This window comes from Oceanobacillus sp. FSL W7-1281 (assembly GCF_037969835.1).
Classification (GTDB): domain Bacteria; phylum Bacillota; class Bacilli; order Bacillales; family Amphibacillaceae; genus Oceanobacillus; species Oceanobacillus oncorhynchi.
Genome location: NZ_CP150214.1, coordinates 4,356,716 through 4,375,989 on the forward strand (window position 1 = coordinate 4,356,716; position 19,274 = coordinate 4,375,989).

Annotated in this window: 16 protein-coding genes and 1 riboswitch; of the genes, 9 read left to right on the forward strand and 7 right to left on the reverse strand. The window is 38.8% G+C overall.

Features of this window, described 5'->3' with window-relative positions; all coding sequences use genetic code 11:
* Positions 1 to 71: 71 nt before the first annotated feature.
* Entirely contained in the window at positions 72 to 1,250 is a 1,179-nt protein-coding gene (gene megL, locus MKX55_RS21130; RefSeq protein WP_339180509.1) for a methionine gamma-lyase, read from the reverse strand.
* A 251-nt stretch (positions 1,251 to 1,501) separates the two neighbouring features.
* Here megL and rarD point away from each other — a divergent pair, with 251 nt between their 5' ends.
* The 4 genes from rarD to MKX55_RS21150 all read left to right on the forward strand — a co-directional run bounded on the left by rarD (position 1,502) and on the right by MKX55_RS21150 (position 6,408).
* Complete coding sequence (rarD, locus tag MKX55_RS21135; protein WP_339180511.1) at positions 1,502 to 2,413, forward strand: EamA family transporter RarD; 912 nt, start codon at positions 1,502 to 1,504, stop codon at positions 2,411 to 2,413.
* A 195-nt stretch (positions 2,414 to 2,608) separates the two neighbouring features.
* Positions 2,609 to 2,707: riboswitch (SAM riboswitch) on the forward strand.
* Positions 2,708 to 2,801: 94 nt separating this feature from the next.
* A complete protein-coding gene (locus MKX55_RS21140; protein ID WP_339234763.1) occupies positions 2,802 to 4,460 on the forward strand; it encodes an O-acetylhomoserine aminocarboxypropyltransferase/cysteine synthase family protein in 1,659 nt (552 codons plus the stop codon).
* Positions 4,461 to 4,831: 371 nt separating this feature from the next.
* The gene (locus MKX55_RS21145; protein ID WP_339234765.1) at positions 4,832 to 5,731 is read left to right on the forward strand and encodes an SGNH/GDSL hydrolase family protein; all 900 of its coding nucleotides are present in this window, start codon (positions 4,832 to 4,834) and stop codon (positions 5,729 to 5,731) included.
* A 17-nt stretch (positions 5,732 to 5,748) separates the two neighbouring features.
* The gene (locus MKX55_RS21150; protein ID WP_339180519.1) at positions 5,749 to 6,408 is read left to right on the forward strand and encodes a YpmS family protein; all 660 of its coding nucleotides are present in this window, start codon (positions 5,749 to 5,751) and stop codon (positions 6,406 to 6,408) included.
* 62 nt (positions 6,409 to 6,470) lie between these two features.
* On the opposite strand, the gene MKX55_RS21155 is transcribed toward MKX55_RS21150, so the two are convergent.
* Positions 6,471 to 7,049: a hypothetical protein gene (locus MKX55_RS21155; RefSeq protein WP_339180523.1), complete on the reverse strand. Its 579-nt coding sequence runs from the start codon at positions 7,047 to 7,049 to the stop codon at positions 6,471 to 6,473.
* 695 nt (positions 7,050 to 7,744) lie between these two features.
* Between MKX55_RS21155 and MKX55_RS21160 the strand changes: the two genes are divergently transcribed.
* Positions 7,745 to 9,370, forward strand: a complete 1,626-nt coding sequence (locus MKX55_RS21160; RefSeq protein ID WP_339180526.1) for an ATP-binding cassette domain-containing protein — start codon at positions 7,745 to 7,747, stop codon at positions 9,368 to 9,370.
* Between the two features lie 207 nt (positions 9,371 to 9,577).
* On the opposite strand, the gene MKX55_RS21165 is transcribed toward MKX55_RS21160, so the two are convergent.
* Positions 9,578 to 10,726, reverse strand: a complete 1,149-nt coding sequence (locus tag MKX55_RS21165; RefSeq protein WP_339180529.1) for a DUF418 domain-containing protein — start codon at positions 10,724 to 10,726, stop codon at positions 9,578 to 9,580.
* A 206-nt stretch (positions 10,727 to 10,932) separates the two neighbouring features.
* On the opposite strand from MKX55_RS21165, the gene MKX55_RS21170 reads away from it, so the two are divergent.
* Positions 10,933 to 11,520, forward strand: a complete 588-nt coding sequence (locus tag MKX55_RS21170; RefSeq protein WP_339234768.1) for a TetR/AcrR family transcriptional regulator — start codon at positions 10,933 to 10,935, stop codon at positions 11,518 to 11,520.
* 154 nt (positions 11,521 to 11,674) lie between these two features.
* Here the strand turns inward: MKX55_RS21170 and MKX55_RS21175 are convergent, their stop codons facing one another.
* Positions 11,675 to 12,625: an L-threonine 3-dehydrogenase gene (locus MKX55_RS21175; RefSeq protein ID WP_339234770.1), complete on the reverse strand. Its 951-nt coding sequence runs from the start codon at positions 12,623 to 12,625 to the stop codon at positions 11,675 to 11,677.
* Positions 12,626 to 12,717: 92 nt separating this feature from the next.
* Positions 12,718 to 13,908, reverse strand: coding sequence for a glycine C-acetyltransferase (locus MKX55_RS21180; protein ID WP_339234773.1), 1,191 nt, complete (start codon positions 13,906 to 13,908; stop codon positions 12,718 to 12,720).
* 317 nt (positions 13,909 to 14,225) lie between these two features.
* Between MKX55_RS21180 and MKX55_RS21185 the strand changes: the two genes are divergently transcribed.
* The gene (locus MKX55_RS21185) at positions 14,226 to 14,363 is read left to right on the forward strand and encodes a hypothetical protein (protein ID WP_175296993.1); all 138 of its coding nucleotides are present in this window, start codon (positions 14,226 to 14,228) and stop codon (positions 14,361 to 14,363) included.
* Positions 14,364 to 14,675: 312 nt separating this feature from the next.
* Here the strand turns inward: MKX55_RS21185 and MKX55_RS21190 are convergent, their stop codons facing one another.
* Both MKX55_RS21190 and MKX55_RS21195 read right to left on the reverse strand, forming a co-directional pair.
* On the reverse strand, positions 14,676 to 15,587 hold the full coding sequence (locus MKX55_RS21190) for a LysM peptidoglycan-binding domain-containing protein (RefSeq protein WP_339234775.1): 912 nt from the start codon (positions 15,585 to 15,587) through the stop codon (positions 14,676 to 14,678).
* Positions 15,588 to 15,844: 257 nt separating this feature from the next.
* Entirely contained in the window at positions 15,845 to 16,726 is an 882-nt protein-coding gene (locus tag MKX55_RS21195; RefSeq protein ID WP_339180541.1) for a DUF1002 domain-containing protein, read from the reverse strand.
* A 1,004-nt stretch (positions 16,727 to 17,730) separates the two neighbouring features.
* Between MKX55_RS21195 and MKX55_RS21200 the strand changes: the two genes are divergently transcribed.
* Both MKX55_RS21200 and MKX55_RS21205 read left to right on the forward strand, forming a co-directional pair.
* Positions 17,731 to 18,939 carry an MFS transporter gene (locus tag MKX55_RS21200; RefSeq protein WP_339238592.1) on the forward strand — a complete coding sequence of 403 codons (1,209 nt, stop codon included), beginning with the start codon at positions 17,731 to 17,733 and terminating at the stop codon, positions 18,937 to 18,939.
* 76 nt (positions 18,940 to 19,015) lie between these two features.
* Positions 19,016 to 19,261, forward strand: a complete 246-nt coding sequence (locus MKX55_RS21205) for a YuzB family protein (RefSeq protein ID WP_042529296.1) — start codon at positions 19,016 to 19,018, stop codon at positions 19,259 to 19,261.
* The last annotated feature ends 13 nt before the right edge of the window (positions 19,262 to 19,274 follow it).

Consider the following 19,274-nt stretch of genomic DNA (forward strand, 5'->3'; position numbering starts at 1 on the left):
GCAAGCGTGTCTGTTATTTCTTCTATTTAAAACGTTCTTTTTCCGGCAAATAACTGAATCCCCTATTTTAATTATGTCAGCGCCTGCTCCAAGTCCTCCCAAATATCCTGCCATGCCTCTATCCCGACAGATAATCGGATCAGAGCGTCTGTTATTCCCATTTTCCGGCGTTGTTCATCAGGAATCACAGCATGTGTCATCGTCGCTGGATGCTGAATCAATGTTTCTGTATCTCCAAGACTGACAGCGATGTTTATAAATTGAAGTTTATTCAGAAAAGCCTGCGCTTCTTTCTTTCCGCCATCTATCTCAAAAGATAAGGTGCCTCCGCCAGATTTCATTTGTTTTTTCATAATTGAATAACCTTCCGCATCCGGATCACCCGGATAAAATACATGCTTAATCTTTGGATGCTGCTTTAGTTTTTCTGTAATTTGCAGGGCATTATCCGAATGTTTATCCATTCGGAGCGGCAATGTCTTCATTCCGCGAACAACCAGCCAGGCATCAAACGGGGAAAGAACACCGCCAATATCCTTTTGCGTTGTTGCTGCGATTTGCTCCATTAATTCGTTATTTCCTGCGGCGATGCCCGCAATCACATCACCATGACCGCTTAAATATTTCGTCGCGCTATGCACTACCACATCGGCCCCCAATTCTAACGGACGCTGCAGGTATGGTGTAGAAAATGTATTATCCACCACAACTAAAATATTATGCCGCTTAGCAATATCAATCACTAATTTCAAATCAATTACTTCCATTGTCGGGTTAATCGGCGTTTCAATATAAAAAACCTTTGTTTCTGGCCTGATTTTTCCCTCTATACTCTCCACATCCGTCATAGCTATATAATCTGTCTGGATATTATATTTTTTATCCATCATCGATAACAGTCCAAAGGTACAGCCGTATAGCCCGGACGAGCAGATAATATGGTCATTTGCTTTGGTGAGTGCAATCAAAACGGCAGATATGGCAGCCATCCCCGAGGCAAATGCCAGTCCTTTTTCCGCCTTTTCCAATGCGGCCAGCTTTTGTTCCAGTATTTGCACGGTCGGGTTGCTGACACGCGTATAGACATGTCCTTCTTCCTCTCCGGCAAAACGGGCCGCCCCCTGCTCCGCTGTGTCAAAGGTAAATGTAGATGTTTGAAAAATGGGCGGTGTTAAACTGCCAAGCAGCTCTTTGGAATCGTACCCTTCATGAATCATTGCTGTTTCCATATGTTTAAACTTTTTGCTCATTTATATTCTCCCCGATCCTGATAAAGGTAATAATTCAGATAAGTCTCTCTCTTTATGATAAAGTATTCCTGTGCTGTTGGAAATGTTTCCGGCTCAAAAAAATATCTAATATTTCATACAAAGAAAACAAAGCTCCATCTCCATGAAGCTTCGTTTTACGGAATACATTATTTAAAAGTTATTGCTTCCTTCCTCATAAAGTTTTAATATTGGTTTTAGTTTAATTTTTTTTTAGAAGGCAGGAATGGATAATGGAGGATAAATCTTTACAACAGGGAGCGGTTATTACCTTTGCTGCTTATTTATTATGGGGAATATTTCCAATCTATTGGAAGTTTCTTGAACATGTTCCAGCTGGTGAAGTACTAGCCCACCGGATTGTCTGGAGCTTAATTTTCATGATTTTTTTAGTACTGGTGACAGGTAATTGGCGTGAGCTGATTGAAACGGTCCACGAGCTGAAAAAAGATAAGAAGAAAACCATCGCTATCATTACAGCTTCTATCGTTATATCTATCAACTGGTTTCTATTTATTTTTTCGGTACAGCATGGGCATGTCCTGCAGGCCAGCTTAGGCTATTATATCAATCCTTTAATAAGTATTTTATTAGCGGTCTTTGTACTGAAAGAGAAGACAACGAAAGGTCAAGTCTTATCGTTTCTTCTTGCCGGCATCGGAGTGGTTTATTTAACGCTCAGCTATGGCGTATTTCCTTGGATTTCGCTGTTATTGGCCATCACCTTTGGCTTTTATGGATTGATTAAAAAAACACTCCATCTGCATGCAATGTATGGACTTACTATTGAAACACTTGTGGTGGCTCCAATCGCTCTATTGTATTTACTATTTGTTCCGTCAGAAGGATCTTTTACTTTTTCTCCTTTGTTTGCAGCGGACAATCTTTTACTCATAGGCGCGGGCGGTGTTACAGCAATACCTTTACTGCTGTTTGCTGCAGGTGCCAAACGGATTCCATTGGCAATGGTTGGTTTTTTGCAATATGTAGCACCAACAATTATGTTCTTTCTGGGGGTATTTCTATATAATGAAACCTTTACGGTACATCATATGATTACTTTTGCTTTGATTTGGGCTGCACTTATTATCTATATGGCCAGTATTTATCGGGACGCACCGCGGAGAAAAAGAAGAAAGGCATAGTTTTCAGCCAGTAAGGGCCTGGTTCGTTCAAGGGCCTTTAGGTCATACTCTTGTGATAGTTTCTTCAGTGAGGATGAAAGAAATCCTCCTGAAGGAAGGTTCACTTTATTTTATCTATTAATCCCTAGTAAAACACTTGACTTTTATCCTTTAAAACTATATACTCGCAAGTAATTTCAAAATATTTAGCAGAATCTCTTATGAAGAGCGGCGGAGGGAATAGGCCCTGTGAAGCCCGGCAACTTGAACATTCAGGTGCTCCATCCTACAGATATATCATCTGAAAGATAAGAGAGGGTTCTAAGTCAGTTATCAGAGCTCTCTTCATTTTAGAAGAGAGCTTTTTTTCAGGTAAAAGAGTGTTCTCAATAAAAAGGGAGGAAATACAATGTCAAACTATCCAGTACAGCAAGACGAAACGATTTTGTTACACGGGGGGCAGGTTCCAGACCCGGCAACCGGATCTCGTGCTGTTCCAATCTATCAAACAACCTCTTATGTTTTTCGCGATACAGAGCATGCACAAAACTTATTTGGATTAGCAGAGCCAGGTAATATTTATACTCGAATTATGAATCCGACGGTAGATACATTTGAGCAGCGGATTGCGCAATTAGAAGACGGAGTCGGCGCTTTAGGTCTAGCTTCCGGGATGGCAGCTATTACGATGGCGATTTTAAATATCACCCGTGCCGGTGATGAAATTATCGCGGACAGCAATCTATATGGCGGGACGTATAACTTATTTGCCAACACGCTCCCCCGTTATGGAATCAATGTAAAATTTGTAGATGGAACAGACCCGGAGGCTATTGAGGCTGCGATTACAGATAAAACAAAAGCAATATTTGGAGAAATCATCACTAATCCAAGTTTATATGTTTTTGATGTCGAAACGGTGGCTGATATTGCTCATAATCATGGCATTCCTTTAATTATTGATAATACATTTGCCCCTTATTTTGCCAAGCCGTTAACCTGGGGCGCGGATATTGTGGTTCACTCCGCCACGAAATGGATTGGCGGACATGGCACAACCATCGGCGGTGTCGTTGTCGACAGCGGCAGATTTGATTGGAATAATGATAAATTCCCTGATTTTATCGAGCCGGATGAGAGCTATAATGGCTTAAAATATGCGGATTTAGGTCCTGCTGCATTTATAACCAAGCTGCGCGTTCAATTATTACGTGATATCGGACCTGCGCTAAGTCCGCAAAATGCCTTTTTATTACTGCAAGGCCTGGAAACTTTACACTTACGCATCAGGAAGCATAGCGAAAATGCGGAAAAAATAGCAGCTTATCTGGAAAATCACCCTGCTGTAGAATGGATCAACTACCCGGGGCTGGAATCACATCCTTCCCATCAGCTTGCTAAAAAATATTTAAAAGGCGGTTTTGGGTCGGTTATTACATTTGGTATTGAAGGCGGACGAGAAGCAGGCCGCACCTTAATCGATAATGTGCAGCTCTGGTCTCATGTCGCCAATGTGGGGGATGCCAAATCACTTATTATCCACCCTGCTTCTACAACCCATCAGCAATTGACGGATGAGGACTTGGCAAAAAGCGGTACGACGGAAGAATTGGTCCGTTTATCCGTTGGTTTAGAGTCATTTGACGATATTGTAGCTGACTTGGACCAGGCCATTGATAAAGCAACAGGAAAATCACAAGGCAATCAAAAATCAGCCGAGGAAATAGCAGTGCAAAATTTACTTCAATCCCCATTTGACCGCAGCGAAGGCGTCCGCAAAAAGCGGATTATTACTGTCGGCATCGCGGACGAAGAAATTGTTCCTCTCTATAAATTAGGCTATGAGGTGATTCCTGCGGCAGATATCGATGAGGTGACAACAGATATATTAACAGGAGCTGATGCAATATGGCTGCAGGAAGGTAAACAGACTCCAGAAGAAAATGCAGCTTATCAGGGTACGATTTTATTCACAGCTTCCGCTCCTGAAGTATCATCTGAAGTGTTTATTCTTTCAACCGTTCAGCCGGCGCAATTTGCTCTTGAATTACGCAGCTCCGGACGTTAAATACAAAAATAACATCCTTACCCGCCTTTCTTTTATAGAACATTTCCATGTTTTATTGTTAAAAAAGGCGGGTAGTTTTATGATGGAGAAAAACAACACTCCCACTGATTGATGTTTCGTTTTATGTTATAATATAATGTGGTTACGTCTTCTAGCTTAAAAATTAGAAGGCGTTTTTCATTTAGCCTGTTTAGTATTGGTTATCCTTGATTAAAATAAGACTATAAGAAGACGCATATATTCTATGAAACTTTACCAATCCATTTTACAAATACACATATAACAAATATAATTTCCTTTCATATTCTTAGGTAATTTTATTTGTTCCAACATAAACTAGAAGAAAAGAACACGTAGGTGTGATGATGAAGATGACGAAAAAGAAATGGTTTATTCTCACTAGCTCCATTCTGATTGCCGCTATTGCTGTTTTTGCAATTTTACAGCTGCCTTATTTTCAATTAAGCTCGGAACAGCGGGAAAAAGAAGAAGCATTAAGAGAACAAATTACGCCTGAAGAAACAGAAAATGAGGAAGAAACACCCGCAGAGAGCGAGGATGTTATGGGTGACGTTGAAGAGCAGGAAAATGCTCCAATCGCTGTCGACGAAGATTTAGAAAATACATTTGAATTTGCTTCTGAGGAAGATGTAGATATTGTGGCACTCGGGGACTCTCTGACGCAAGGTGTAGGAGACGATACAGAACAGGGAGGGTATGTCGGGATATTAGACAGAACACTCCAGGTGCTTGATACCAATGTTCATTTTCAAAATTTCGGAAAGCGCGGAAACCGAACGGACCAGCTGCTTCACCGTCTGGAGGAAGAACCTGCATTAGCTGATGCTTTAGAAGAAGCAGATATGATTATCATTACCATCGGTGCAAATGATATTATGCAAGTACTGAAGGAAAATATCATGGATTTAGAGATCAGCTATTTCAATGAAGAACAAATATCCTATGAAGAACGATTACATGAGATATTTGATACGATCCGCTCCCTTAATGAGGATGCTTCTATTTATCTATTAGGTATATTTAATCCTTTTAAAAATTACTTTGAGGATATCCCGGAATTGGATCAAATCGTTCTGAATTGGAATGATATCGGAAGAGAAATTGTCAGTCAAAATGAAAACAGCACTTTTGTTCCAATTGATGATTTATTTGATGACGATGCTGCAGACTTATTTGCAGAAGATAATTTCCACCCTAATTATGACGGATATTATTTAATGGCTGAACGTATTCTGGAATATTTTAATTAAGTTGGGATGAAAACATAATGAGAATAAAGAACAGACAAATAAAAATCAATAATAAATGGAGGGCCGGCTTTTTTGGTCTCCTCATCTTTAACGGCCTTATCCTGCTGATTCTGCTGGTACTTATTTTTTGGCCGGTTTCCAATAATGAATTTCCTCCAAATACCATGATAGACGAGCAGGAAAGTTCTGAGTTTTACATTCAGACAACCAAGCAAAATTTAAATAATCTAGTTAATGCTTATGTTGAAAAATTACTGGAGGGAACGGAGCATCACTACCGTATTATGCTTGAAGATGATGTGCATCTGATGGGAGAACTGCCCGTCTTTTCATCCACTGTACCTCTATCCGTCCGTTTTGAACCGATTGAACAGGCAAATGGAGATCTGGTTCTGCAGCAAAAGTCGATATCCGTTGGACTGTTAGAGCTGCCGAACAAAAAAATAATGGAATATATGGACCGCTTTTTGCCAATGCCTGAATGGGTAACCATTGATCCAGACAGCCAAGAAATTTATGTAGCTGTTACCGATATGGAATTGCAGGGTAATTTCGATGTTGCTGTGCAGCATATGGATTTAGAAGCAAATAATATTACCATGAAACTTGTCGTCCCTTATGAAACACTCGGCATTCAAGATGTCAGCATGGATGCCATGCAGGACCTGTTTGAATAGAAACTAAAAAGCACAGCGCCTCCAGTGAGACGCTGTGCTTTTTAGATGCTTTATCCCGACATTTATAAATTAGAAATATAAGATAATGATGGCTGTTCTGTCAGCGATAAGGAATCTATATCTTTATAATGTAATAATACTCCTTCGTAAATAAGCTTTAAATTAGGAGCACTCCGAATATCCTCTGGTGTTGTAAAATAAGGATCTTTTGTTAACGGAAGGCTCGTTACATTTTGTAAAATGGTAGCCACAAACTGTGAGCAAAAAAAGGCTGTCTGCCGTGTAATTTTTATTTTCATCATGACCCCGAACAGGCCGATAAAATTATAACGATATTTCTCTTTATCAATTTCTATATACTGAATAAAGGTTTTAATATATTCATATTCTTTTTCAGTGACTTTAAGCTCGTAAATTTCACACCTGGACTGGTTTAAATACGGTGAGAAAATATCCTCCTTCACAAAGCCGCCGATAAATGGGTTATTAGGCTGTTTTCTCCCAAAGCTATAAACTTCTGTTAATTCTCTATCTAAAGCTATAGAAACATGGTTTAAAGGCTCATGGGTATACAGATGAATCAATCGTGACAGATAGCTTCCTGTATCGGTAAACAGCAAATAAACCGTCTTGCTTTTCATCTACGTGTTCCCCCTCTTCGGACATACCCCTTTTTATTAATATATACAAAAGCTTTTTAATATACAACAGCTGATACAAAAAAATAGGTAAACTAGTAAACCTAACGTTTTTCAGCAAAATTGCTTTTTCAAATCACTGCATCCTTCATTAATGAGGAAATGTCGTGTTCATTTTTTTCTCTTCTATATAAATAAAAATCGTTCTTCTACCATTTATTTACGTATTACATTTTAAAAAAGTTTCATTGGCTGTTTTTAAATCGGCATGATTTTTTCTTAATATGCTTTCGATACGCCTTGTACTTTTTCATCGCATCATCAGATTCCTTTTGGTCCCTTGCTTTCATCTATCGATATTTCTTCAGCATGTTCTTATTTCTTAGTATATGAAAATAATCTGAATTGGCATCCCGCTTGTGTACCATTTTTTGCTGTCATTCACACCTCTCCGCTTCTCAGCCAGGTTTTAGAAAATAATGAATAACATATTTCCTTAACTTACTTTGATGATACCTGTTATTTTACCTTCCTGTAATAACCCAGCGTCATATTTCTGACTAAGCCTTCCGGTCTATTTCTCTGCTCACCTTCATTTATAGGATACGACATCAATTATTTAACCGTCTTATCTTGCATTGTTATCTCAAATAACGTAAGCTTATTCTGATAACGATTTTTTGGAGGCAATATAAAATATGTTAACAGTAACTAATGTTAGTTTACGATATGGTGATAAGAAGCTTTTTGAAGATGTTAATTTAAAATTCACCCCTGGAAATTGCTATGGTGTGATTGGAGCAAATGGTGCAGGGAAATCTACTTTCCTAAAAATTCTCTCAGGTGAAATCGAGCCGCAATCCGGTAATGTATCCCTGACACCCGGACAGCGTCTGACTGTTTTGAAACAGGATCACTATGCTTACGAAGAGCATCCTGTTTTAGAGACTGTCTTGATGGGCCATGAGCGTTTATATAATGTAAAGCAGGAAAAAGATGCGATTTATATGAAAGCAGACTTCAGCGAAGAAGATGGCATTCGTGCTGCGGAGCTGGAAGGTGAATTTGCAGAAATGAACGGATGGGAAGCAGAGTCCGATGCTGCCGTGCTTCTGAAAGGACTTGGTGTAGAAGAATCTGCCCATGATTTAAAAATGGCTGAGATCCCTGAAGAACAAAAGGTAAAAGTATTACTTGCACAAGCCTTATTCGGCAATCCGGATATTCTGCTTCTGGATGAGCCGACCAACGGATTAGACATTCAGGCAATTCAATGGCTGGAAGAATTTCTGATTCAATTTGAAAACACCGTTATTGTTGTATCGCATGACCGTCACTTTTTAAATAAAGTATGTACACAAATTGCGGATGTCGATTACGGAAAAATCCAGCTTTATGTCGGAAACTATGATTTCTGGTATGAGTCCAGTCAGCTTGCTTCCCGTATGGCACAGGATTCTAATAAGAAAAAAGAAGAGAAAATCAAAGAGTTAAAAGAATTTATTGCCCGTTTTAGTGCGAATGCTTCGAAGTCGAAGCAGGCAACATCCCGTAAGAAAATGCTTGATAATATTACGCTGGATGATATCAAGCCGTCATCTAGAAAATATCCATATATCGCCTTTACCCCAGAGCGTGAAATTGGAAATGATTTATTACAGGTGAAGGATTTATCGAAAACAATTAATGGTGTGAAAGTGTTGGATAAGGTTAATTTCACACTAAATGCCAATGATAAAGTAGCGCTGGTCGGCAAGGATGATATTGCCAATACAACGTTACTGCAAATTATTTCTGGAGAATTAGAGCCGGATGAAGGTTCTTACAAATGGGGAATTACGACTTCTCAATCCTATTTCCCGAAAGATAATTCCGAGTTCTTTGACGGCATAGACCTCTCCTTGGTAGACTGGCTGCGCCAATATTCTCCTGAGGACGAAACGGAAACATTCCTGCGCGGTTTCTTAGGCAGAATGCTATTTTCCGGAGAAGAAGCGAAGAAAAAAGCAAATGTACTGTCCGGAGGCGAAAAGGTTCGCTGTATGCTTTCTAAAATGATGCTTTCCAAGGCGAATGTACTTATTATGGATGAGCCGACCAACCATCTTGACCTTGAATCCATCCAGGCATTAAATAATGGACTTGTTAAATTCAAAGGCTCCATTGTATTCACATCACATGACCATGAGTTTATCAACAGTATTGCGAATCGCATTATGGAAGTAACTCCAAACGGTATCGTTGATAAAGAAATGTCTTATGATGAATATGTACAGGATAAAAAGCTGCAAAAGCAAGTGAATGAGATGTATACAACGGCTTAAATAGAAGCTTGTGATAAGGAACATTAGAAAAGAGATTGCTGCACAATCGATTACATGGTTGTGAAGCAGTCTCTTTCTTTTTCATACATATAAAAAAGCTGCTATTGCTAAATAACCTCTTATTTTAGAGTTAGTTTAAAGAATCAATCCGTTGCATCATACAAACTTTTAGCTGCACTTTAAAATTTGATTGTATAACGGATCACTTTATTTTTTAAATGGGGAATATGATAATTTTCTCCACAAGTATTCCAACGGACCACTACCTAAATACTTGATGAAAAGTTCAGCACTTATCATCATCACTATTGTGATAAGAATCCAATAAACAATTACAGTATAAGCGGAAGACAACGGAGCCACTCCTGTCCCCCAGCCATAAAAGATAATTGATGCCACTATATTTTGTAATATATAACAGCTTAAGGCGGTTTTTCCTATAGATTCAAATCGATTAATCAGCCATGGGGCTATTCTTATTTTCAGTACCCAAGCGAATAAGCCAATATAGCCTAATGCCAAAACCGGGGCAAATATATACCGGGAAGCAATATCAAAATATCCGCCCGGAACTAATGTAAGTAAATTTAATGGTATCCCAATACCGAGACCATATATCATTAGTTTTTTCCGAAGACGCTGCCCATTTTCGTTATTTGAAAATGCACCTGCACGGAATAACCGGATTCCTAAAATATACAAGGTGATATTCATAAAGATTATTAGAATAGCTTCTACCCTTAACCCCCAAAAGTCTCGAATTCTAAATTGTACTTGTTGCCAATAACTCTGGCTGGAGTATAAATTACTTGTTTCTTGAGATATTCTCGCCATTTCATTTAGAAATGACGCTTCTTTGATTAAGAAGAACCATGCTATCGACAGCAGCATTACGCCCGTAAGATGAATAATTGCTGATACTATCATCGTTTTCTTCATCATTTCTTCACGATAACGAATAATGAAGGCAACGATCATTCCTGTAATTGCATAACTCATTAGAATATCGTATTCAAACACAAAAATAAAATGTAATAAACCATCTAAAAACAGCAGAAACATCGTCCATAAATACAGGCGAATCCATGGAAGACCTTCTCTTGCAGCTTTACGATATTTCAACTCCAAACCAATTCCGAACATAATAGTCAATAAGCTTAAAAATTTACCATTAACAAATACAGATAGGAAAGCTTGCAGGAAAGAGTCTAAGCTTTCCCACCAATTTGCATTTGAAAAAACGGTCATAATATTCCCCGGCTGAGCAAACAACCAGATATTCGTTCCTAACGTGCCAATAATCGCAAAGCCTCTTAACACATCTAATAATCTTATTCGATTTTCCTGCCCCTTCATCCCATCTGCCCCTTCGCTGTCTAAAGCTTTTTTGGTTGTTCTAAAATTAAATTCCATCATTTGACTTGAGTATTTAGTTAAGCAAACTTTTTTAGTTCAATTGAGCTAAAAAGATTTTATCATAACGATAAACGACCGCGCAATTTTAATAGCTCAATTGAGCGAAAAAGTTTTGTTTTTCACTTCTTATCTGATACAATTATTCTATGCCAAAAAAAGTTGATCATAGCAAACGTCGGGAACAGATCGCAAAATCTACATGGGAAATTATATCTCAAAAGGGAATTGAACAAGCAACGACACGAAAAATAGCAGAAGAAACTGGAATTTCTCAATCCGCTCTCAGGTATTATTTTCCTACTCGTAAAGAACTTCTTAAATTTGCAATGGAATTATTAAAAGAAAACGTGGGGTTTAGGATTAAAAAAATTATGGAGAAAGATCTGCCTGTTCTAGAAAAATTGGTTCAGCTTCTAATGGAGATAACTCCTTATAATGACATTTCAAGAAAGGAAATGGAGGTTTGGTTTGCCTTTATTACTCATGGTCGAAAAGAGGATGGATTTGACCTCAATAACGATGATGTTTTAAAAGTTATTGAATTAGTTTTAACGACTTTAGAAGAAAATGACTTATTGAAAAAAGATATTTATAGAGATATTGAATTAGAGAAATTGTATAGTATACTCGATGGGCTGGCTATCCATGCATTGTTTAATCCAGAACGCTATACCCAATCTTACATCCGCAGTATTATTGAAAACCACCTTATGTCCATGGTCGTCATTGATTAACCTGGACAATAAGGCGGTTTTTTAATTTACACGGAGATACTTCCTTTACAGCAGTCAAAAAATAGTAAAAAGGGTTCTGATATAAAAGGAGTAGTTTAAACGATTGAAATATAAGTGCGTTTTTCACTTGAAACCCTGGAATGATTTTGTCCTGTTATGCACTATTCTTCTTTATTTTCTCGCGAACTTTTTCCAGCATATCCAATGTCATCACGTCCATATCATATGCTGCTTCAAAATCCCATTCCTCTTTGGCAGCCGCCGCATTAATCGAATCCGGCCAGCTCTCTGCAATTCCTTGCCGGACCGGGTCTACCTGATAATCCATTGTGAAATCAGGAATGTGCTTGCGGATTGCTTTTTCAAAATGCTCCGGCGCAGCAGACATTGCAGTAATATTGAAGGCATTGCGATGCTTTAAGCGATCGGGATCTGCTTCCATCAGTTGAATAATCGCTTGTAAAGCATCGGGCATATACATCATATCCATATGCGTTCCTTTTGCAATATAGGAGGTATATGTTCCTGACCGAAGCGCTTCATAATACACTTCCACCGCGTAGTCTGTCGTACCGCCGCCTGGAGCAGTTACATAGGAAATTAAACCTGGAAAACGAACTCCTCTGGTATCTACTCCGAATCTGGAATAATAGTAATCACAAAGAATCTCTCCTGCTACTTTATTTACCCCATACATTGTCGTCGGCCGCTGCAGCGTGTCCTGCGGTGTGTTGGCTTTCGGTGTACTTGGTCCAAAAGCTCCAATCGAGCTTGGTGTGAAAAATTTTAAATCCAGTTCCTTCGCAGCTTCCAGCGCATTTACCAGTCCGCCCATATTGATTTCCCAGGCGACTTTTGGAAAAGCTTCTGCCTTAGCAGATAAAAGTGCAGCTAAATGGATAATTGTATCTACCTTATATTTTTTGGCAATCTCATAAATTTCCTTTTCCTTTGTCACATCGATTTCTTCAAATATTCCTGATGGCTGCTCCGGTCTCCGGATATCAGAAGCAATGACATTATCCTCACCGTATGTACTACGAAGCTTCTCCGTTAATTCTGATCCGATTTGGCCTAATGCACCGGTCACTAATATTTTTTTCATCTCGGAAAACCTCCATTGAGAGGATGTTCAAAATGCCGTTAGAAAGAATTTGCAGCTTTCAATCAGCCTTTTGAACACGCGCTCTTATTTTTTTAAATAAGTTTCAATTCTTTACCGATTTTTTCATAGATGACAATAGCACGATCCAGCATTTCTTTCGTATGCGCAGCTGTCGGCATATTACGAACCCGTCCGGTACCCCTCGGAACTGTCGGGAACACGATCGCTTTCGCATAAACACCCTCTTCATACAGTCTTTTACTAAATGTCTGTGCCTGTTTTTCATCACCGATAATACAAGGCGTAATTGGTGTTTCACTGTCTCCAATGTCAAAACCAAGTTCTTTCAGCCCTTTTTTCAAATAATCCCCGTTCTCCCAGAGCTTTTCATTCAGTTTTGTACTCTCCATGAGCATTTCAATTGCTCTTGTACTTGCAGCTGCATCTGCTGGAGAAACCGCTGTAGAAAATAAGAATGGACGGGAACGGACTTTCAACCAATCGATTAATGATTGTTTCCCTGCAACATAACCGCCGATAACACCAATTGCTTTCGACAGGGTGCCCATTTGAAAATCAACTTTATCCTGCAAGCCAAAATGCTTTACTGTTCCTGCACCGTCACCAGTTACTCCTGAGCCATGTGCATCATCTACATAAGTAATCAAATCAAATTCTTCAGCGATTTCCACTATCTCCGGAAGCTTCGCGATATCTCCATCCATGGAGAATACGCCATCCGTAATTACCATCACTTTATTATATGTCCCTGATTCTGTCGCTTCCTTCGCTTTCGCACGTAAATCCGCCATATCTGAATGCTCAAATCGAATAATCTTCGCCTTCGATAAGCGGCAGCCGTCAATAATAGAGGCGTGGTTTAAAGAATCCGATAGAATCGCATCATTTTTATCCATTACAGCCGAAATCGCTGCCATATTACAGTTAAATCCAGATTGATAAGCGATAGCTGCTTCTGTTCCTTTAAATGCAGCAATTCTCTTTTCCAATTCGATATGCAAGTCAAGCGTTCCATTAATCGTGCGGACAGCGCCAGCGCCGGCACCATGGGAATCCACAGCTTGCTTGGCTGCATCTTTTAATTCATGGTGCGTCGCAAGCCCTAAGTAATTATTAGAAGAAAGATTGACTAATGTTTCTCCTTTGATTGTAATTTCCGGGCCATTTGCACCTTCTACGGTATCAATTTCGTTATAGAGACCATTTTCCTTTAAATCATTTATATTTGATTCCAAAAAATGATCTAATTTTCGGCTTGTCATACCCTATTTTCCTCCTTTAAAGCATTGTAAAATGTAACTTTGCACCGCATGGGTCTGCGGACAACTCTTTGTCAAAAATGTAATCCCTTTCAAGTATAACATATAAATAACCCAATCCAGTTATTCACAGAATTAGCGAATATATATGAAAATTAATGTTTTTCCTGCTAGCCAATTTGACCATATTGTCCTATACTAAGAGAGTTGAATATTATTAAAAAGGATGTTCAAAAAGTCTCTTAAAAAATGATACTTTGATAGAGTGAACTTTTTTTGAACACATACTTTAAATATATGATGGAGGGTTGAAAAGAAACATGCGAAAAGTTCTACTTACTTTGTTTATTTTTGTCATTGCTGCAGTAGGAGCTTTAGGCTATTCAAGTGCTCATAACGATAGTAATGAAGAAATTGAACAAAGCCCGGCTGCCACTTCTACCGAATTTCAGAACTAAAGAGGATATTCCAAAAATTTGATAAAGATAACACTGCCGGCTTTCTGGGGTGTAAAATATATCAGCAAATGTTTATTCGTCTTTTTAAAATGTAAAGAAAAAATCAGATGATCGTTGATAATAGATGAAACGCATGTATATCAGAAAAACTCTGCGTGATAACTACGAGATACGGACAGCTAAATATCATGACTTCATAGGGTCTCATGCTTATATAATCAAAAGTATGATGCCTTTTTTATTATATTTATTTTCTCAACTAAAAAAAATAGCTTAAGAGTTTCATAGACTCTTAAGCTATTTTTATACGATTTATTCAACGATTGTTACGTTAACTTGTTGTCTTCCAAAGTTTACTGCTTCATCTTGGGATGGTACGTGAAGGTCGATTTTGTTTCCGTTGATTGCACCGCCAGTATCAGCAGCAGTTGCATAGCCATAACCTTCTACATAAACTTCACTTCCCAAAGGAATAACACTTGGGTCTACTGCGATTACTTTCGCATTAGGGTCTTGGTTTAAATCTACACCAGTTGCAGTTACTCCAGAACATCCATTACAATCTGCTGTATATGCAGTTGCTTCTACAGAAATTGTTTCTCCTTGTGGAGAACCATTGTCCGAAGACTGTTCTTCTGATTCAGAAGCAGTTGCTTCTTCATTAGAAGTTTGCTCTACAGTAGCTTCTGCAGCTTCTTCCTCTACTGCTGGCTCTTCAGCCGGTTCTTCTGCAGCTTCTTCCTCTACTGCTGGCTCTTCAGCCGGTTCCTCTGCAGCTTCTTCCTCTACTGCTGGCTCTTCAGCCGGTTCTTCTGCAGCTTCTTCTTCCACTGCTGGTGCTTCAGCTGTTCCATTTATGGATAATTCATTACCGATCACGATAATATCAGATGAAAGGTTATTCCATTCTTTAATATCGTTGACAGATACATTGAATTCTTTAGCAATAGCTGAAAGGGTGTCCCCTTTTTCTACTGTGTATACTGTTTCTTCTCCATCTTCATCAGATTCACTTACCTTAATAACATCTTTCGGGTGAATTACCTCTGATTTAAGATCATTTATATCAAGTAAGTTTTGCACGCTTGTATCATATTGAGCTGCAATCTTCCATAAGCTCTCTCCTGATTCTACCTTGTGTTCATTTGCGTCAGCGGAAACTGTTGTTGCAGCTGTACCGGTTATAATAATTCCAGCAGATAATGCTGCTACGAGTTTTCTCATCTGATAACCTCCTTATGTTTTTTCACAATGACTATCCTATCACAGGAATCAGAAGAATACAGTTACAGAAGAGTTAAGTGTAAATTACAATGATTACATATGCCCTGTTTACTATTACATTTGTAACATATTTGTTATAGAAGAGCGGTAAAGCGTATGCATTATGACAAACCCACGTCAAAGGCTCGTTTCTGTAATATAAAAAAAGAGCCCTCTATGATTAGAGAACTCTTCGTCAACTGCTTGCCAGTATTCAATTAGCTGCTAAAAAAGTTTGCAATGGAACGGAAGATATCACTAAAGAAGTTCGCCACTCTCTCCCAAAATCCCCTGTCTAAACCTAAATCCTCTGCTCTTTCGACAAGGTCATTTGTAATACTCTCAAGCTGATCTCTCATTGCTCCAAAGTCGATTTCTAAATCCCTCATTCGATTTACTAAATCAATAAGCATCTGCCTGTCAGCGTCATTCAGCTGAATGTCCAGATTGTTAAGCTGCTCATTAACGATTTGCTCTACTTCTTCTCTGGTTACTGGATTCTGTTCAGCAATCATTTTTTTGATTTCTGTTAAAAGCGTACTTACCTCTTCATCACTGATATCTTCATTATCTGCTAAATCTGTTGCTACTTCTAACTCATCGTTAGCTAATTCCATTCGTTCCGGATCTAATTCTACTCCTTCTACATCATAGGCTTTATATATTCCTGTCAATGCAGAATGACCAGATACTCTGACTGGAGAAACAACATCTACCGTCGCATTTTCCGCTCCGGCTGTTAACAGTGCGTTCATATACATTTCTCTGGTTACTTCCGTAATATTATCCGGTGTTAAAATATTTACTTCCAGGCCGGAACCGCTTGACTCCAGCGTAATTCCTGCAGAAGAATACATATTTGCATCTGGATTTCCATTTATAAAATCAGCATAATCTTGTCCTGTAACGTCATGTTCTTCATATGTGTCATCATCTGAGATTTCCAAAGCCTCCCGAACTTCCGCCCGCTGACTGTCACTGAGTTTTTCCCCATAGATAATCGTCGTATTAGAAGCTGCTGAAACTGGCAATAGGATACTAAAAAATAATATGCAGCTTAGTGCTACGTATTTCAGCACGGATACTACCTTTTTATTCATTCTGTTTACTCCTTTTCTTCGTAAGCGTTTTTTAACCCCTACGTTTGATATTTATGATGAGCAACTATCGTCATCTATTATAACCCGAAGGAAAAATGTTTACATGTTTTTAAATCATTAATTTATTCTGTCGGCTGAATAAAGTTCTGCATAAAAACATGCTGCCAGTTTCAGGAGCTTCTATCAAATGATTTATTTCTATAGGAAAAGCTTTGAATTATATTTATCATGCAGGCCCACTGTCCATGTACCTTGCTGATTCCCTGTCTTTTTTTATGATAAAACGTTTTTTGTGGGTTGGACAAAATAGAAGCTTTCGCCAGCACAACCAATCATAACAGCATGGATATGAAATACAGGGAATAGCTTCTCTCCACAGAAAGTAATCTTGGCGGAACATTTTACCATATAGCATGAAAAATATGTTCTACCTGATCAAGCATCTATTTGGTGATTTGTTTTCCACGTATAGAATATCCTGCGGTGCTTTACACTTCATCTTCTATTATTTGTCTAGGTCAAGGGAGTTACCCAAGGCACGATCAACTCCTGTTTCTATAGAAAAGAAGTTACTTTTTAATATGCGAAAATTGAGATGTTAAAATAAATCCTTTTTGTGAGCAGATACCTTTTCATTTAGTTCGTGTTAGTGTATATTTGGAGTAGCGAAATAAATAAAGGATAACTTTTAGTAAAATTCCGCATTCCTTTGTTTCAGGATGGAAGGAATTTTACAGATGGTGATAGCGTTATGCATTTATGCAACTTAAACGGACGGCTGCAGATTGTTTTAGAGAAGGTATGGGTCATTGCACTTATGCCTTTTTCATATGTACTAAAGACGCTTATCCCATTTCAAAACGAAAATGCATACAGCAAATTCGATTTCCCCTGCTGTATGCTTGAATCAATAAGTGTACATGAATCTGCAGTTCTTACAATGTCAGAAAGAAGGTTTGAACGTTATTAATACACACCCAGGAGTAAAACGTAACTTAGTGATTATGTGGTTTGCTAATTTCTTTATTAGCGGAAGCATGACAATGGTTGTGCCTTTTATTTCCTTATACATTCAGTCCATGGGAAACTTTTCTGCGTCTTATGTGCAGACATGGTCTGGATTGACCTTTGCCGTTACTTTCATCAGTGCATTTATCTTTGCCCCGATTTGGGGAAGAGTCGGCGACCGCTTCGGCAGGAAACGTTTAATGGTGATGTCTGCATTAGGAATCGGAATTTCCGTATTTTTAATGGGATTCGTCACAGCCGTATGGCAGTTATTTCTTTTGCGCTTTTTAATGGGAATCGTAACAGGATTTATTCCAATGTCTCAGGCGTTTATCGCAACCCAGACGCCTAAAGAAGTTGCCGGGAAAGTATTAGGCACCCTGCAGACCGGAACCATCACCGGTTCTTTGATGGGACCCTTATTAGGTGGGGCGCTGGCAGATGCATTTGGGTATTCCAGCACCTTTAAGTGGGTAGCGATCACTATCTTTATCTCCGGATTGCTCGTTATATTTGGAGTGAAAGAAATGAAGGTGACCTTTTCAAAAGAAGAGGATACAAAGAATTACTCCAGAAAAGAAGTATTGCAGTATATCCTGCGTAAACCAATCTTATTGATTGTTTTATTGATGTCAGCACTTGTACAGATTGCTCACTTCAGCGTTCAGCCGATTTTATCATTATTCGTTGAAGAAATTCATGGTCCGGTCAACCTCGCATTCTTTGCAGGAATTGCCTTCTCCGCCACAGGGGTAGGCAATCTGTTGATGACCAGACGCTGGGGAATGATCGGAGATAAGCACGGCTATACGAAAATATTAATTATCATGCTGTTTGTTTCCGGCTTGGTCTATTTGCCGGGTATGTTCATTACGAGTATTTGGCAATTAGTCATTATGCGATTCTTACTCGGTTTGTTCCTTGGTGGAGTTATCCCAATCCGTGTGGCTTATATCCGGAAAGAAGCACCGCTGTCTACACAAGGAGAAGTACTTGGCTACGATACAAGTTTACGCTTTTTCGGAAACATTATCGGTCCCATGCTTGGCGGTACCATCGCTGCAACCTGGGGATTCTCTTCCGTCTTTTTAACAACCGGCCTGCTGCTTATTCTTTGCGGCTTTATCATGCTTGTTGCCTGGTTACGTTATGAACATGAACCGAATACAAAGCATTCTCATTCGCACACTTTCTCATCCAGATAAAAATATTGATTTGTTTCTATAATTATGCTAAAACTAACAAAGTAGCGTTAATTATTATAGAAAGAAAGTGATAGCAATGGGTATCGTTGTCGTAGAAATATGTGACGGAAATGCCATCACTACTATAGATATTGAATCCATCTTAGAGAAAGAATTCCCTGAGGTAGCGGTTCTTATGAATGAATGCCTGTCGTTTTGCGGACTTTGTGCCGTTCGGCCGTACGCATTAGTAAATAATAAGCGTGTGTTTGGCAAGACACCGGAAGAATGTCTTGATAAAATACGTTTGCAAATTAAAGAAGAGCTTGCAGTTTATGAATAACTGCAAGCTCTTC

Coding starts and splice junctions, on each gene's coding strand:
- megL (WP_339180509.1), bottom strand. CDS start 1,250: ATGAGCAAAAAGTTTAAACATATGGAAACAGCAATGATTCATGAAGGG.
- rarD (WP_339180511.1), top strand. CDS start 1,502: ATGGAGGATAAATCTTTACAACAGGGAGCGGTTATTACCTTTGCTGCT.
- MKX55_RS21140 (WP_339234763.1), top strand. CDS start 2,802: ATGTCAAACTATCCAGTACAGCAAGACGAAACGATTTTGTTACACGGG.
- MKX55_RS21145 (WP_339234765.1), top strand. CDS start 4,832: ATGACGAAAAAGAAATGGTTTATTCTCACTAGCTCCATTCTGATTGCC.
- MKX55_RS21150 (WP_339180519.1), top strand. CDS start 5,749: ATGAGAATAAAGAACAGACAAATAAAAATCAATAATAAATGGAGGGCC.
- MKX55_RS21155 (WP_339180523.1), bottom strand. CDS start 7,049: ATGAAAAGCAAGACGGTTTATTTGCTGTTTACCGATACAGGAAGCTAT.
- MKX55_RS21160 (WP_339180526.1), top strand. CDS start 7,745: ATGTTAACAGTAACTAATGTTAGTTTACGATATGGTGATAAGAAGCTT.
- MKX55_RS21165 (WP_339180529.1), bottom strand. CDS start 10,726: ATGAAGGGGCAGGAAAATCGAATAAGATTATTAGATGTGTTAAGAGGC.
- MKX55_RS21170 (WP_339234768.1), top strand. CDS start 10,933: ATGCCAAAAAAAGTTGATCATAGCAAACGTCGGGAACAGATCGCAAAA.
- MKX55_RS21175 (WP_339234770.1), bottom strand. CDS start 12,625: ATGAAAAAAATATTAGTGACCGGTGCATTAGGCCAAATCGGATCAGAA.
- MKX55_RS21180 (WP_339234773.1), bottom strand. CDS start 13,908: ATGACAAGCCGAAAATTAGATCATTTTTTGGAATCAAATATAAATGAT.
- MKX55_RS21185 (WP_175296993.1), top strand. CDS start 14,226: ATGCGAAAAGTTCTACTTACTTTGTTTATTTTTGTCATTGCTGCAGTA.
- MKX55_RS21190 (WP_339234775.1), bottom strand. CDS start 15,587: ATGAGAAAACTCGTAGCAGCATTATCTGCTGGAATTATTATAACCGGT.
- MKX55_RS21195 (WP_339180541.1), bottom strand. CDS start 16,726: ATGAATAAAAAGGTAGTATCCGTGCTGAAATACGTAGCACTAAGCTGC.
- MKX55_RS21200 (WP_339238592.1), top strand. CDS start 17,731: ATGTGGTTTGCTAATTTCTTTATTAGCGGAAGCATGACAATGGTTGTG.
- MKX55_RS21205 (WP_042529296.1), top strand. CDS start 19,016: ATGGGTATCGTTGTCGTAGAAATATGTGACGGAAATGCCATCACTACT.